Genomic DNA, 13,984 nt, shown 5'->3' with positions numbered 1-13,984 from the left:
CGCAGGTCAGGCCAGCGGCAGCAGCGGCACGATCAGCAGCGCCACGATGTTGATGATCTTGATCAGCGGGTTCACCGCGGGGCCGGCCGTGTCCTTGTACGGGTCGCCCACGGTGTCGCCGGTGACCGCGGCCTTGTGCGCCTCGGAGCCCTTGCCGCCGTGGTGACCGTCTTCGATGTACTTCTTGGCGTTGTCCCAGGCGCCACCGCCGGTGCACATGGAGATGGCCACGAACAGGCCGGTGACGATGGTGCCCATGAGCAGGCCGCCGAGTGCCTTGGGCCCGAGGAACACACCCACCAGGATGGGCACGACCACCGGCAGCAGGCTGGGGATGATCATTTCCTTGATGGCCGCCGTGGTGAGCATGTCGACCGCCTTGCCGTACTCGGGCTTGGCCGTGCCTTCCATGATGCCGGCGATCTCCTTGAACTGGCGGCGCACTTCCACCACCACCGATCCCGCAGCGCGGCCCACGGCCTCCATCGCCATCGCGCCGAACAGGTACGGGATCATGCCGCCGATGAACAGGCCGATGATCACCATCGGGTCACTGAGGTCGAAGCTGACCTGCGCGCCGTACGTCTCAAGCTTGTGGGTGTAGTCGGCGAACAGCACCAGCGAGGCCAGGCCGGCGGAGCCGATGGCGTAGCCCTTGGTGACGGCCTTGGTGGTGTTGCCCACGGCGTCCAGCGGATCGGTGATGTCGCGCACGCTGCTGGGCAGCTCGGCCATCTCGGCAATACCGCCGGCGTTGTCGGTGATGGGGCCGTAGGCGTCGAGGGCGACCACGATGCCGGCCATGCTCAGCATCGACGTGGCGGCCACCGCAATGCCGTACAGGCCGGCCAGCGCATACGACGCGATGATGGCGGCGCAGACGAACAGCACCGGCCAGGCGGTGGAGCGCATCGACACGCCCAGACCCGCGATGATGTTGGTGCCGTGGCCGGTGGTGGACGCTTGCGCGATGTGCTTGACCGGGCTGTATTGCGTGCCGGTGTAGAACTCGGTGATCCAGACCAGGGCGGCAGTCAGGATGAGACCAACCGCGCACGAGCCCCACAGCCGCAGCTGGCTGCCGCTTTCCGTGATGGCGTTGTCGGGCATGATCCATGCGGTCACGAACCAGAAGGCGATCAGTGAGAGCACGCCGGCAATCGCCAGACCCTTGTAGAGCGCCGGCATCACGTTCTTCATGCCCGGGCTGGCCTTGACGAAGAAGCAGCCGATGATGGACGCGATGATGGACACGGCGCCCAGCACGAGCGGGTAGAGCACGGCCTGCATCGGTGCGGCGGCCACCATCAGCGCGCCCAGCACCATGGTCGCGATCAGCGTGACCGCGTAGGTCTCGAACAGGTCGGCGGCCATGCCGGCGCAATCGCCCACGTTGTCGCCCACGTTGTCGGCGATCACCGCCGGGTTGCGCGGGTCGTCTTCCGGAATGCCGGCTTCCACCTTGCCCACCAGGTCGGCGCCGACGTCGGCACCCTTGGTGAAGATGCCGCCGCCCAGGCGCGCGAAGATCGAGATGAGCGAGGAGCCGAACGCAAAGCCGATCAGCGGATTGAGCATCTTGGCCAGGTTGGAGGCCGGGTTGAGGTTGCCGTTGCCCACCAGGAACCAGAAGAAGCCGGCCACGCCCAGCAGGCCCAGGCCCACCACCAGCATGCCGGTGATGGCGCCGCCGCGGAAGGCGACATCGAGCGCCGGGCCGATGCCCTTGGTGGCCGCCTGTGCCGTGCGCACGTTGGCGCGCACCGAGATGTTCATGCCGATGAATCCGCAGGCGCCCGAGAGCACCGCGCCGAGCACGAAACCAATGGCGGTGGGGCCGTCGAGGAAGACGCCGATGAGCACCGCGAGCACGATGCCGACCATGCCGATGGTCTTGTACTGACGCGCGAGGTAGGCCGCCGCACCGGTCTGGATCGCACTGGCGATCTCCTGCATGCGGGCGTTGCCGGCGTCTTGGGAAAGGATCCAGCTTCGCGACCAGAAACCGTAAATGACGGCGACCAGTCCGCAAGCGAGCGCAAAGATCAGCGCACTTTGACCAACCATGTAGTTCTCCTGCCAGTTATCGACTTGGAGGGGGCAACGCCTCCGGGGCTGCCCCCGCTGCGTTGCTTCCTCGCTGTCGCCGCTGCTGCAGAAGATGCAGCAACGCACAGGCGATTGGCCAACGGCGCGACTGTAGCCAGATTCCCCCCGCTTGCCATCGGGGGCGTCAGGCTCGCGTCGGTAAAATCAGGGTAAATCCGGAGCGCGCCGCGCGCCCGTGCGTCGCCGTCGCGACGCGCCGAACCCGATTCCCTCAACCTCCCCCCGAGACATCCATGTCCCTCGACAACGTCACCCCTGGCAGCAAGGTCCCCGATTCCTTCAACGTGATCATCGAGATCCCGATGAACGCCGACCCGATCAAATACGAGGTCGACAAGGAGACCGGCGCCATCTTCGTGGACCGCTTCATGAGCACGTCCATGCACTACCCCACAAACTACGGCTACATCCCCAAGACCATCTCGGGCGACGGTGACCCGGTGGACGTGCTGGTGATCACGCCGGTGCCGCTGATCCCCGGCGTGGTGGTGACCTGCCGCGCCCTGGGCATGCTGCGCATGGAAGACGAGGCCGGCGAAGACGCCAAGCTGCTCGCCGTGCCGGTGGACAAGATCCTGTCGATCTACACCCAGTGGCAAAAGCCCGAAGACCTGAACCCGATGCGCTTGAAGACCATCCAGCATTTCTTCGAGCACTACAAGGACCTGGAGCCCGGCAAGTGGGTCAAGGTGCTGGGCTGGGAGGGCAAGGAGTCCGCCCACAAGGAGATCCTGGACGGGATCGCCAACTACGAGAAGGCGCAGGAGGCCTGATCTGTCAGGTGTTTGCCTCAGGCGCGGCGGGCGGCTCCACCAGCACGTCGCGCAGCACAGGCAGTTTGTCGCTGGTCTGCAGCGTGCGGAAGGGGCCCTTGAACTGGGCCCCTTCGTACATCTGCAGCTTGCGCGCCAGCAGCGTGCCGGTGGACACACCGGTCTTGCTCACGTAGACCATGCCTTCGCATTCCAGGCTGGTGTCGTGCGGCCCGCCGTTGGGCGCGCCGAGCTGGCCGAAGAGATAGAGGTCGCCCAGCACGCGGATGCGCCCGCGCACGCTGGCGCCGGTCCAGATGATGAGGCGCCCGTCGACGCGGATGTGGCCTTCGACGTGGCCCTGCACGATCAGGCCGCCCTCGAAATTGAGGTCGCCGCTCAGGTCGCAGCCCGCGGCCACGCGGTTGACGATGTTCATCGCCACCGGGTCGATGGTGAGGGTGTCCTGTGCGGTCTTGTTCACCACGGCAGCCTTCCTTGCATCAGCGGTTGCAGCCAGCCGCGCGCGTGTGCCGCGAGCAGCGCTGCGGCAACCAGGCTGATCAGCCCGAGCAAGGCGATGGCCAGCGCGTGGCGCTCCAACCAGCGCCGCAGGCCGCGCGGGCGCGGGCGTGGCACACCCGCGGGCAGCGAAGCCAGGCGTTCGATCACCCAGGGCTGCCAGGCCGGGCTGATGCGCGGTGTACCGCCGTCCACCGGGAGTTCGAGGCCCTGCGCCTTGAGAGCGGGCGCCGACATCTGGCGCCCGAGGAGCACCGAGAAGGGTGCGCCGACGACAGCCTGGGTGAAGAAGGCGTCCTGCTCGTCCATGGCGGCCGAGTGTAGGGGGTGTTGCGCGGATTTCAGCAAGCACCTCGCTTGAGCGGGTTGCGTGCGTCCAGGTGGTCCAGGTATTGCGCCACGCCCTCGCCCTCGCGCTGCAGGAAGCGGTCCACCGCCTCGGCGAAGGCCGGGTGGGCCAGCCAGTGGGCACTGGTGGTCTTCACCGGCAGCAGGGCGCGCGCCATCTTGTGCTCGCCCTGGGCGCCGCCCTCGAAGCGCCGGTAGCCGTGCTCGATGCACCACTGCAGCGGCTGGTAGTAGCAGGCCTCGAAATGCAGGCAGTCCACCCGCTGCAGAGCACCCCAGTAGCGGCCATACGCCACGCGGTGCTCCGGGTCGATGGCAATCAGGCTGCTGGCGATGGCCTGCCCGCCCGCCTCGGCGATGAACAGCAACCAGTGCCCGTGCATGTCACGTGCCATGGCGGCGAAAAACTCGCGTGTGAGGTAGGGCGGGTTGCCGTGTTCGAGGTAGGTGCGCTCGTAGCAGCGGTAGAAAAAATCCCAGTCGGCGTCGGTGATGTCGCGGCCCTGCACCCAGCGAAACGTCACACCGGCCTCGGCCACCTTGCGGCGTTCCTGGCGAATCTTCTTGCGCTTCTCCTGCTGCAGGCTGGCCAGAAAGGCCTCCCAGTCGCGCCAGCCCGGGTTGTGCCAGTGGAACTGCACGGTGTGGCGAAGCATCAGGCCCTCGCCTTCACAGGCCTTGATGTCCTCGGGCTGCAGGAACAGCAGATGCAGCGAGGAGAGTTCCTGCGTTTCGCACCAACGCAACAGGGCCTGCACCAGCGCGCTTCGCGCTTGGTCGTCGACCGCCAACAGGCGTGCGCCCGGCACCGGCGTGAACGGCACCGCGGCCAGCGCCTTCGGGTAGTAACGCAGGCCGTGGCGGGCATAGGCATCGGCCCAGGCCCAGTCGAAGACGTACTCGCCGTAGGAATGCGCCTTGAGGTAGACCGCACAGGCCGCGCACAACGCCTGGCCGCGCCAGAGCGTGATCAGGTGCAGCGCCCAGCCCGTCTCGGGCGTGGCGCTGCCGCTGTCGGCCATGGCGCGCAGGTAGGCGTGGCGGGCAAACGGGCTCGGATCGCTGCTGCGGGCCAGCAGCGCGTCCCAGTCGGCTTCGCGGATTTCGGCCCAGTCGCTCAGAACCCGGGTGACATAATGTTTTTCCCCTGTCAGCCCACCTGTTTCCATGACGTTTTCCGTATCGGTTGCCCAGCTCGACTTCGTGGTGGGGGACATGGTGGGCAACGCCCGCCGCATCGTCGACGCCGCCCACGCGGCCCATGCGCGCGGGGCGCAACTGCTGCTCACCCCCGAACTCGCGATCTGCGGCTACGCGGCGGAAGACCTGTACCTGCGCCCCGCCTTCGTCGACGCCTGCGATGATGCCCTGAAGACCATCGCGGCCGCGACCGCAGGCCTCAAAGGCCTGCACATCGTGGTGGGACATCCGGCGCGGGCCGGGCGCGGCGCGCGCGAGCGCAGTGTGTCGGTGGCGGCGCTGTACAACGCCGCCAGTGTGGTTGCCGAGGGGCGTGTCGTGGTGACGTACGCCAAACGCGAACTGCCCAACTACCAGGTGTTCGATGAGCGCCGCTATTTCACGCCGGGCCAGGCCCCGTGCGTGTTTGCGGTGCCGGATGCCCAGGGCCGACCCGTTCAGGTGGGCCTGCTGATCTGTGAAGACGCCTGGTTCGAGGCCCCGGCCGCCGAGCTCAAGGCCGCAGGTGCCGACCTCATCGCCGTCATCAATGCCTCACCGTTCCACGCCGGCAAGGGAGGCGAGCGCGAAGCCACCATGCGTGAGCGCGTGCGTGAGACCGGCCTGCCGCTGGTCTACGCGCACCTCGTGGGCGGGCAGGACGAGATCGTGTTCGAGGGCCGCAGCTTCGTGCTGGATGCAGCGGGCGAACTCGTGGGCCGTGCGGTGAGCTTCAAGGAGGCCGAGTTCGACGCGAGTTTCGAGCGCCAGGGCAGCGCCTGGCGCATCACGGCCGAGATCGACCGTGCCCACAGCGCTGAGGCCGACCTGTGGCATGCACTGGTGCTGGGCGTGCGCGACTACCTGGGCAAGAACGGATTCCCCGGCGCCATCCTCGGTCTGTCGGGCGGCATCGACTCGGCGCTGGTGCTGGCGATTGCGGTGGATGCGCTGGGCAAGGACAAGGTGCGTGCGGTGATGATGCCCTCGCCGTACACGGCCGACATATCGTGGATCGACGCCCGCGACATGGCCGCGCGCATGGGTGTGCGCTACGACGAAATCTCCATCGCGCCCGAGTTCGAGGCATTCAAGGCCTCGCTCGCGCCGCTGTTCGAAGGCCGGGCCGAGGACACCACCGAAGAGAACCTGCAGGCGCGCATCCGCGGCACGCTGCTGATGGCGCTGTCCAACAAGTTCGGCAGCATCGTGCTGACGACCGGCAACAAGAGCGAGATGGCCACCGGCTACTGCACGCTCTACGGCGACATGGCCGGCGGCTTTGCCGTCATCAAGGACGTGGCCAAGACGGTGGTGTTCAAGCTCGCGCGCTGGCGCAACGCGCACGACCCATACGGCACCGGTGCCAACCCGATCCCCGAGCGCATCATCACGCGCCCGCCCAGCGCCGAACTGCGTCCCGACCAGACAGACCAGGACAGCCTGCCCCCCTACGAGGTGCTCGACGCCATCATCGAGCGCTACATGGAAAACGACCAGAGCCCCGAGACGATCATTGCCGAGGGTTTTGCGCGCGCCGACGTGGAGAAGGTGGTGCGTCTGATCCGCATCAACGAGTACAAGCGCCGCCAGGCCCCGGTGGGCATCCGCGTGACCCACCGCAGCTTCGGCAAGGACTGGCGCTACCCGATCACGAGCAAGTACCGGGCTTGAGTCCGCCGGGCTGGAGTTTGAGTACGGCGCGCCATTCGCCGACCTCAATGCCGGCCGCGTTCTTCAGCGGCGGCGGAATCAGCGCGGCGAGTGCGGCGCGGGCATCGTCGTCGAGCCAGCCCAGCTGGTCGAGCGCGGACACCAGCGCCACCATCAACGGCGCGAGCTGGCCGTCGCTGCACTTGGCCGCGATGCCGATGCCGCGGCTGAAGCTGCCCAGGGCCTGCACGCCGTCGGCGCCAACCTTGCTGAACCAGTCGCCCCGGCCGGCCTGCATCAACACAAGGTCGTTGCGGCCCTGGCCGCTTACCAGCTCGGGATGGCGGCTCATGGCGCGCGCAATGCGCAGCGGAGCACTGCCGTACTGCGCATCGGGCTCGACCGACGTAAGGCGCGCAAAAGCGTGCGCCAATGCGCGCAAGGGCAGGGCAAAGTTAGGCGCGCTGCAGCCGTCGATGCCGCGCACCAGATCGGCTTCAGGCACACCGGACCAATGGCTCACGCTGCGTGCGATGGCCTGTTGCGTAGGGTGTGCCGGATCGAGGTAGCCCGTCAGCGGCGCTCCCAGCGCATCGGCCAGTAGCAGCATGCCGGCGTGCTTGCCCGAGCAGTTGTGGTGCAGCGGGCCGAAGCGCGCCCCGGCGGCGGGCCTCTGGTCGGTAAAGCGGAACAGATAGGGCTCGTGCGTGCCGCAGGCCAGTGCGGCCTCGCCGGCGCCGATGCGAGCGAGCAGGCTGGCCGCGCGCTCAACGTGCATCGGTTCACCGTTGTGGCTGGCACAGAGCAAGGCGATGTCGGCGTCGCTCAGGCCGAGACGCTCGGCCGACGAGGCCACCAGTGGCATGGCCTGCAGTGGTTTGAGCGCCGAGCGCGTGAACACCGGGTACTCGACGTCGCCACAGGCGGCGATCAACCCGCCATCGGCCGACACAACGGCAAACGACCCATGGTGGATGTTCTCGGGATGACCGCCGCGAAAACTGGCGGCGATGGGTGCATGGCCATGCAAGGGTTGCTCAAGGGTCTCGACGCGGATGCTCATGGATTGAGGATTTCATGACGAACGCAGCAATTACTGCAGCCGCAGTATTGGACATCCGCGTGCCATGTCCAAGTATTCGCCCGCGAGCGCTGAAGGCAGTCATCGCGGCAGCGCACGAGATCACCAAAAACCCCCAGGGAGTTCCCCATGTCCGCAACCGATCCCTTCATCGGCGAGATTCGTCTTGTCGCTTTTCCGTTCGCGCCTGAGGGCTGGGCGCTCTGTGACGGCCGACTTCTGCCTCTGCAGCAGCACACTGCGCTTTACGCCCTGCTTGGCACCGTGTTCGGCGGTGACGGCTTGAACACGTTCGGCTTGCCGGACCTTCGAGGCCGTTCGCCGATCGGCTCAGGCCAAGGTGCCAACCTCGGCAACATCGCCTTCGGTGAGTATCTGGGTGCAGAGGACCTGACTCTTCTGCAGCGTCACTTGCCTGCTCACACCCACGATGCCACGTTTGCGAGCGCCGGCGTGCGTCCCGTGGCATACCGCGGCGGTGGCTCGCTGACAGACCCGACCGGGGCAGTCCCCGCCAACCCGGTGGGCGAAGGTGGTATCGCCCTGCCGGCGTTTGCCCCCGCGGCCCAGGCCAGCGCGGGCATGTCGCCATTGCCGGTGGATGGGCAGGTGGTCGTTCAGGCCACGGGAGGCGGTGAGCCTGTTGATGTGCGCAATCCGGGGCTGGGGCTCAATTTCATCATCGCCCTGCAGGGCGTGTATCCCCAGAGGTCCGCATGAAGCCTCTCGATCAACGCGGGCTTGCGTCGCTCGTCACGACGCTTGTCGTTGCCTGGATTGTGGTCGGCTGCGGTGGTGGCGACGACGTCCGCGTCGTGGAGACGCCGGCGGTCGATGACGGCCAGGCGGTGGTACTTGCCGGCAACCAGGCGCCCCCTGATTCCATCGGGCAGGACGGCCAGTACTACATCGATACCCAAGCGCTGGCGCTCTACGGTCCGCGAACCGCGGGTCAGTGGCCGCAGCCCCCCGCGGCACTTGTCGGTTCACCTGGAGCCCCCGGATCGACCGGAGCAGCCGGAGCCGGTATCGTCAGTGGGAACGGCTTGCCCTCGGATGCGCTCGGGCGCGATGGTGACTTCTATGTGGACCTTTCCACATCCACGTTGTTCGGGCCCAAGCAAGGCGGTGCCTGGCCTTCTTCCGGGTTGCCACTCGTCGGCCCTGCAGGGCTCCAGGGCCCGACCGGCACGGCCATCTTCAGCCGTCACTGGTCCATGCCGTCCAACTCCACATTCGGCAATGGCACGTACTACCTCTGGCCACAAGGACCCAACATCAACGCCCGTAACCCAGTGCTGATGCCCCAGGCATGCACCCAGGCCAGGTTGCAGGTTGCCACCTTGGCCGTGCCCTCGCCCGGTACAGTCTTCCGGTTCACGCTGAGGCACATCCCAGGCCCCGAACTGCTGGAGGCCAACACCATCGACACCCCGCTTGAGTGCGAAATCACCAGCGCCCGGCGATACTGCGACGCGAATGCGGCGGTGACCCTGTCGGAGGGCGATGCCATCGAAGTCCGATTGATCGGCAACGAACCGATGGACAGCATGCCCACACCCGGCTCATGGGGCATCGCGTTCACCTGCTCGTAGTCCGGGAGACCTGCCGCATCGGTCGTTGTGGCGAGCGTGATACATTTTTCAGCACGTTCCGTCACCGACCGAAGGTCTCGCTTATGAAACAGATCACCGCCGTCATCAAACCTTTCAAGCTGGAGGAAGTGCGCGAAGCGCTCGCCGCACAGGGCGTGACCGGCTTGACGGTGACCGAGGTCAAGGGCTTTGGCCGCCAGAAGGGCCACACCGAGCTGTATCGCGGTGCCGAGTACGTGGTGGATTTTCTGCCCAAGGTCAAGGTGGAAGTCGTGGTCAAAGACGAGGACGTCGACCGCTGCGTCGAGTCCATCGTCAATGCCGCTCGCACCGGCAAGATCGGTGACGGGAAGATCTTCGTGGCGCCCGTGGAGCGCGTGGTGCGCATTCGCACCGGCGAGGAAGACGAAGCCGCGGTCTGAGCGGCTGGCGCTTCGCAAGCGCCGATGTTTCAGATTTCGTCGAGCCGCGACTCTGGCACGAGCCCGGCCGACTGCACCAGCTCCGGCATCAGCGCGTTCACGTCGGCCGACACGCGCATCAGGTCCATCTGCCAATCGCCCATGAACTGCGCCTGCACGCTGGTGCGCAGAAAGGCGAGCAGGCCGTCGTAGTACCCGTCGACGTTCAGCAGGCCCACGGGTTTGTCGTGGTAGCCGAGCTGGCGCCAGGTCCAGACCTCGAAGAACTCCTCGAAGGTGCCGATGCCGCCGGGCAGGGCGAGAAACGCGTCGGCGTGCTCGGCCATCAATCGCTTGCGCTCGTGCATCGTGTCGACCACATGCAGTTCGCTGCAGCCGTGGTGTGCCCATTCCTTCTCGACCAAAGCCTTGGGAATCACGCCCACCACACGTCCACCGGCCTGCAGCGTGCTGTCGGCCACGATGCCCATGAGGCCGTTGCGACCACCGCCGTACACCAGTTGTCCCCCGCGGCGGCCTATCCAGCGGCCCACGGCGCGTGCGGCGTCGGCATAAACAGGGCTCGCCCCTGGGCGCGAGCCGCAATAAACGCAGATGGAGAATGCGGGGTCAATCAAATCAGGCTCCCGAAATGCCCCCACAAGGCTGCCAGCCAGGTGCCCCCGCACAGCAGCAGGCTCAACAGCACGGCTGCGCTGCCCATGTCCTTTGCGCGCTTGGACAGCGCGTGCCACTCGGGCCCAATGCGGTCGATGGCGGTTTCGATGCCCGTGTTGAGCAGTTCCACGATCATCACCAGCACGACGGTACCGATCAGCAAGGCGGTTTCCACCCAGCCCTGGCCGACGAAAAAAGCCAGTGGCACCAGCACGAACGCGGCGAGGGCCTCCTGGCGAAAAGCGGTCTCGCTCCAACCGGCGCGCAGGCCGGCCAGGGAATAGTGCAGCGCGTGCCAGACGCGGCTCAGCCCGGTACGGCGCTTTTGCGGATTGGCGTCCTCGGGGGTCGTCATGCCTTGGCGGGCTTGTCGGCCGGGGCGTGGTGCACGAGCCGTGTACCCGCCAGTGCGTCGTGCAGGAACTGCTTCTGCGCATGGAAGCGCGATAGCAGCGCATAAACGACCACCCAACCCAGCAGCAGCACCACCAGCCCGCCACCGCGCGCGCCGAGCACCCAGCTCAGCCCCAGCGGGGGAAGCAGCCACAGCCACGAGAGCACGTAGCGAAGCAGCGCGCGCCACTGGCTGACCGGGCGACCCTTGGCATCCACGACGCGGATGTGCCAGGTCTTTTGCGCCAGCGTCTGGCCCTTGTGCCAGAACCAGGTGAAGTAGATCCCGAACACCACGAACAGAAAACCCTGCAGCGGGTGGCGGTTGTCCAGGGCGTGGCGCTGCTGGGTAAGGGCGGAGAACAGGTAACCGGCGATGAAGACGACGCCGAACATGAGCATGCCTTCGTACAGCCAGCAAGCCATGCGGCGGCGCAGTGACGGGGCGGTGAGATCGGGGCGGTCGGCGGCGCCGGAGGCAGGGGCGTCGGAGGTCATGTCGGCATCGTTCGGGTGGGTGCGAATTGTCGCATTGCCGCCCAGCGGGCAAAAAAATCCGCGGGATGTCCTTGTTGCAGTGCCATAATCTGCGGCTTTCGTCATTACAAGGCAAACGGATCAGGGTCCGGCGGGTATTCGTTCCGCTCATGGCCACTGGTCTCAAGTCCCGAAGCTGCCCCACAAGGGCGGGCCAAGGGGCACCCAAGGTTTTTCGTCAGAGAAATACCCGAAAGGTTGATCATGGACATCTCGAAGGCCGAACTGGCCTCGGCAGCGGCCGCCACGGCCACCCAGCCCCCCCTCGAACTTCGCGGCGCGGAAATCCTCGTCAAGGCCCTGCAGGCCGAAGGCGTCAAGTACGTCTGGGGTTACCCCGGCGGCGCCGTGCTGCACATCTACGACGCGTTCTACAAGCAGGACACCATCCAGCACGTGCTGGTGCGCCACGAGCAGGCAGCCGTGCATGCGGCCGACGGCTATGCGCGCGCCACGGGCGACGTCGGCGTCGCACTGGTCACGTCCGGCCCGGGCGTCACCAACGCGGTCACCGGCATCGCCACCGCCTACATGGACAGCATCCCGATGGTGATCATCACCGGGCAGGTGCCCACGCCGGCGATCGGCCTGGACGCCTTCCAGGAGTGCGACACCGTCGGCATCACGCGCCCCATCGTCAAGCACAACTTCCTGGTGAAGGACGTGCGGCAGATGGCCGAGGTGATGAAGAAGGCCTTTCACATCGCGCGCAGCGGCCGTCCCGGCCCGGTGGTGGTCGATGTACCGAAGGACGTTTCCTTCAACAAGGCGTCATGGACGGGTTACCCCGAGAGCGTCACCATGCGCTCGTACAACCCGGTGCGCAAGGGCCATGGCGGACAGATCCGCAAGGCACTTCAACTGCTGCTCAACGCCAAGCGCCCTTACATCTATACCGGCGGTGGTGTGCTGCTGGGCAATGCCACGCAAGAGCTGCGCACGCTGGTCGACATGCTCGGCTACCCGGTCACCAACACGCTGATGGGCCTGGGTGCCTACCCGGCGTCGGACCGCAAGTTTCTCGGCATGCTGGGCATGCACGGCACCATCGAGGCCAACAACGCGATGCAGAACTGCGACGTCCTGCTCGCGGTGGGCGCGCGTTTCGACGACCGCGTGATCGGCAACCCGAAGCATTTCGCGCAGAACGAACGCAAGATCATCCACATCGACATCGACCCGTCGAGCATCTCCAAGCGCGTCAAGGTCGACGTGCCCATCGTGGGCGATGTGAAGGACGTGCTGACCGAGCTGATCCACATGATCCGCGAGACGCCCCAGCGCGTCGAAGAGAAGGCCCTGGCCGACTGGTGGAAGACCATCGAAGGCTGGCGCTCGCGCGATTGCCTCAAGTACGACCGTGGCAACAAGGACGTCATCAAGCCGCAGATGGTCGTCGAGACGCTGTGGAACATGACCAAGGACACCGAGACCTACATCACGTCCGACGTCGGGCAGCACCAGATGTGGGCCGCGCAGTTCTACAAGTTCGACGAGCCGCGCCGCTGGATCAACTCGGGCGGTCTGGGCACCATGGGTGTGGGCATTCCCTACGCCATGGGCATCAAGCTGGCCAAGCCCGATGCCGAGGTGTTCTGCATCACCGGTGAAGGCTCGGTGCAGATGTGCATCCAGGAGCTTTCCACCTGCCTGCAGTACAACACGCCGATCAAGGTGGTCTCGCTCAACAACCGCTACCTGGGCATGGTGCGCCAGTGGCAGGAGATCGAATACTCCGGCCGCTACAGCCACAGCTACATGGACGCGCTACCCAACTTCGTGAAGCTGGCCGAGGCTTATGGCCACGTGGGCATGCTGATCGAGCGCCCGCAGGATGTGGAGCCCGCGTTGCGCGAGGCGCGCAAGCTCAAGGACCGCACCGTCTTCATGGACTTCCGTACCGATCCGACCGAGAACGTCTTCCCGATGGTCCAGGCCGGCAAGGGCATCACCGAGATGCTGCTGGGTTCCGAAGACCTTTGATCCCCGCGGGCCGGTGGCAACGCCGGCCCATTCCCTCAAGTCGAATCTATTGACCGCCGAGCCTGGCACTTACCGGTGCCAGGGGAGGGCGGCGAAAAGAGGAAGCTGCACATGAAACACATCATTGCCGTGTTGCTCGAGAACGAGCCCGGTGCACTCTCGCGCGTGGTGGGCCTGTTCTCGGCCCGCGGCTACAACATCGAGTCGCTCACCGTCGCGCCCACCGAAGACCCCAGCCTGTCGCGCATGACGATCCAGACCACCGGGTCGGATGACGTCATCGAACAGATCACCAAGCACCTCAACCGCCTCATCGAGGTGGTCAAGGTGGTCGACCTCACCGAGGGCTCCTACACCGAGCGCGAGCTCATGATGGTGAAGGTGCGCGCGGTGGGCAAGGAACGCGAGGAGATGAAGCGCATGGCCGACATCTTCCGCGGTCGCATCATCGACGTGACCGACAAGAGCTACACCATCGAACTCACCGGCGACCAGAGCAAGAACGACGCCTTCCTGGAAGCCATCGACCGCGGCGCCATCCTCGAGACGGTGCGCACCGGTGCCAGCGGCATCGGTCGTGGCGAGAGAATCCTGCGCGTCTGATCACCCCATCCCCCAACGGAGCAACCATGAAAGTTTTCTACGACAAGGACTGCGATCTTTCCCTCATCAAGGGCAAGACGGTCGCGATCATCGGCTACGGCAGCCAGGGCCACGCGCACGCGCAGAACCTCAACGACAGCGGCGTGAAGG

Annotated in this window: 15 protein-coding genes and 1 pseudogene; 8 read left to right on the top strand and 8 right to left on the bottom strand. The window is 66.2% G+C overall.

Annotated features, from left to right (window positions below; translation table 11 throughout):
• Positions 1-6 precede the first annotated feature (6 nt).
• Positions 7-2,067: a sodium-translocating pyrophosphatase gene (locus tag M3149_RS10735; protein WP_251709311.1), complete on the bottom strand. Its 2,061-nt coding sequence runs from the start codon at positions 2,065-2,067 to the stop codon at positions 7-9.
• A gap of 275 nt (positions 2,068-2,342) precedes the next feature.
• Here M3149_RS10735 and ppa point away from each other — a divergent pair, with 275 nt between their 5' ends.
• Positions 2,343-2,882, top strand: a complete 540-nt coding sequence (gene ppa / locus M3149_RS10730) for an inorganic diphosphatase (protein ID WP_251709310.1) — start codon at positions 2,343-2,345, stop codon at positions 2,880-2,882.
• A gap of 4 nt (positions 2,883-2,886) precedes the next feature.
• On the opposite strand, the gene M3149_RS10725 is transcribed toward ppa, so the two are convergent.
• From M3149_RS10725 to M3149_RS10715, 3 genes are read right to left on the bottom strand one after another with little or no spacing between them, the layout of a single operon-like run.
• On the bottom strand, positions 2,887-3,345 hold the full coding sequence (locus M3149_RS10725) for a bactofilin family protein (protein WP_251709309.1): 459 nt from the start codon (positions 3,343-3,345) through the stop codon (positions 2,887-2,889).
• Complete coding sequence (locus tag M3149_RS10720) at positions 3,342-3,692, bottom strand: hypothetical protein (protein ID WP_251709308.1); 351 nt, start codon at positions 3,690-3,692, stop codon at positions 3,342-3,344. Before M3149_RS10720 ends, M3149_RS10725 begins: the two co-directional genes overlap by 4 nt.
• A gap of 32 nt (positions 3,693-3,724) precedes the next feature.
• Positions 3,725-4,900: a GNAT family N-acetyltransferase gene (locus tag M3149_RS10715; RefSeq protein ID WP_251709307.1), complete on the bottom strand. Its 1,176-nt coding sequence runs from the start codon at positions 4,898-4,900 to the stop codon at positions 3,725-3,727.
• On the opposite strand from M3149_RS10715, the gene M3149_RS10710 reads away from it, so the two are divergent.
• A complete protein-coding gene (locus M3149_RS10710; RefSeq protein ID WP_251709306.1) occupies positions 4,899-6,584 on the top strand; it encodes an NAD+ synthase in 1,686 nt (561 codons plus the stop codon). The genes M3149_RS10715 and M3149_RS10710 overlap by 2 nt on opposite strands.
• Here M3149_RS10710 and M3149_RS10705 read toward each other — a convergent pair.
• The gene (locus M3149_RS10705; RefSeq protein WP_251709304.1) at positions 6,562-7,626 is read right to left on the bottom strand and encodes an asparaginase; all 1,065 of its coding nucleotides are present in this window, start codon (positions 7,624-7,626) and stop codon (positions 6,562-6,564) included. The genes M3149_RS10710 and M3149_RS10705 overlap by 23 nt on opposite strands.
• Before the next feature lie 147 nt (positions 7,627-7,773).
• On the opposite strand from M3149_RS10705, the gene M3149_RS10700 reads away from it, so the two are divergent.
• The 3 genes from M3149_RS10700 (at position 7,774) to M3149_RS10690 (ending at position 9,661) form a co-directional block, all read left to right on the top strand.
• The gene (locus M3149_RS10700) at positions 7,774-8,364 is read left to right on the top strand and encodes a phage tail protein (RefSeq protein ID WP_251709303.1); all 591 of its coding nucleotides are present in this window, start codon (positions 7,774-7,776) and stop codon (positions 8,362-8,364) included.
• Positions 8,361-9,239, top strand: coding sequence for a hypothetical protein (locus tag M3149_RS10695; RefSeq protein WP_251709302.1), 879 nt, complete (start codon positions 8,361-8,363; stop codon positions 9,237-9,239). Before M3149_RS10700 ends, M3149_RS10695 begins: the two co-directional genes overlap by 4 nt.
• 83 nt (positions 9,240-9,322) lie before the next feature.
• Positions 9,323-9,661: a P-II family nitrogen regulator gene (locus tag M3149_RS10690; RefSeq protein ID WP_251709301.1), complete on the top strand. Its 339-nt coding sequence runs from the start codon at positions 9,323-9,325 to the stop codon at positions 9,659-9,661.
• Between the two features lie 29 nt (positions 9,662-9,690).
• Here the strand turns inward: M3149_RS10690 and M3149_RS10685 are convergent, their stop codons facing one another.
• The 3 genes from M3149_RS10685 to M3149_RS10675 are packed head-to-tail and all read right to left on the bottom strand — an operon-like array spanning position 9,691 to position 11,209.
• Positions 9,691-10,278, bottom strand: coding sequence for a TIGR00730 family Rossman fold protein (locus M3149_RS10685; RefSeq protein WP_251709300.1), 588 nt, complete (start codon positions 10,276-10,278; stop codon positions 9,691-9,693).
• A complete protein-coding gene (locus M3149_RS10680) occupies positions 10,275-10,673 on the bottom strand; it encodes a diacylglycerol kinase (RefSeq protein WP_251709299.1) in 399 nt (132 codons plus the stop codon). Before M3149_RS10680 ends, M3149_RS10685 begins: the two co-directional genes overlap by 4 nt.
• Positions 10,670-11,209, bottom strand: coding sequence for an RDD family protein (locus M3149_RS10675; protein WP_251709298.1), 540 nt, complete (start codon positions 11,207-11,209; stop codon positions 10,670-10,672). The genes M3149_RS10680 and M3149_RS10675 overlap by 4 nt, the downstream gene beginning before the upstream one ends.
• Before the next feature lie 243 nt (positions 11,210-11,452).
• On the opposite strand from M3149_RS10675, the gene M3149_RS10670 reads away from it, so the two are divergent.
• From M3149_RS10670 to M3149_RS10660, 3 genes and pseudogenes are all read left to right on the top strand, one after another.
• Positions 11,453-13,231 carry an acetolactate synthase 3 catalytic subunit gene (locus tag M3149_RS10670; protein ID WP_251709297.1) on the top strand — a complete coding sequence of 593 codons (1,779 nt, stop codon included), beginning with the start codon at positions 11,453-11,455 and terminating at the stop codon, positions 13,229-13,231.
• Between the two features lie 111 nt (positions 13,232-13,342).
• On the top strand, positions 13,343-13,834 hold the full coding sequence (gene ilvN / locus M3149_RS10665) for an acetolactate synthase small subunit (protein ID WP_251709296.1): 492 nt from the start codon (positions 13,343-13,345) through the stop codon (positions 13,832-13,834).
• Between the two features lie 26 nt (positions 13,835-13,860).
• Positions 13,861-13,984, top strand: a pseudogene (locus tag M3149_RS10660) (ketol-acid reductoisomerase); the annotation flags it as partial.

It is taken from the genome of Hydrogenophaga intermedia, from assembly GCF_023715105.1.
Lineage (GTDB): Bacteria > Pseudomonadota > Gammaproteobacteria > Burkholderiales > Burkholderiaceae_C > Hydrogenophaga > Hydrogenophaga intermedia_A.
The sequence above is the reverse complement of the archived record's forward strand: the minus strand, read 5'-3'. Positions and strand labels throughout refer to the sequence as shown.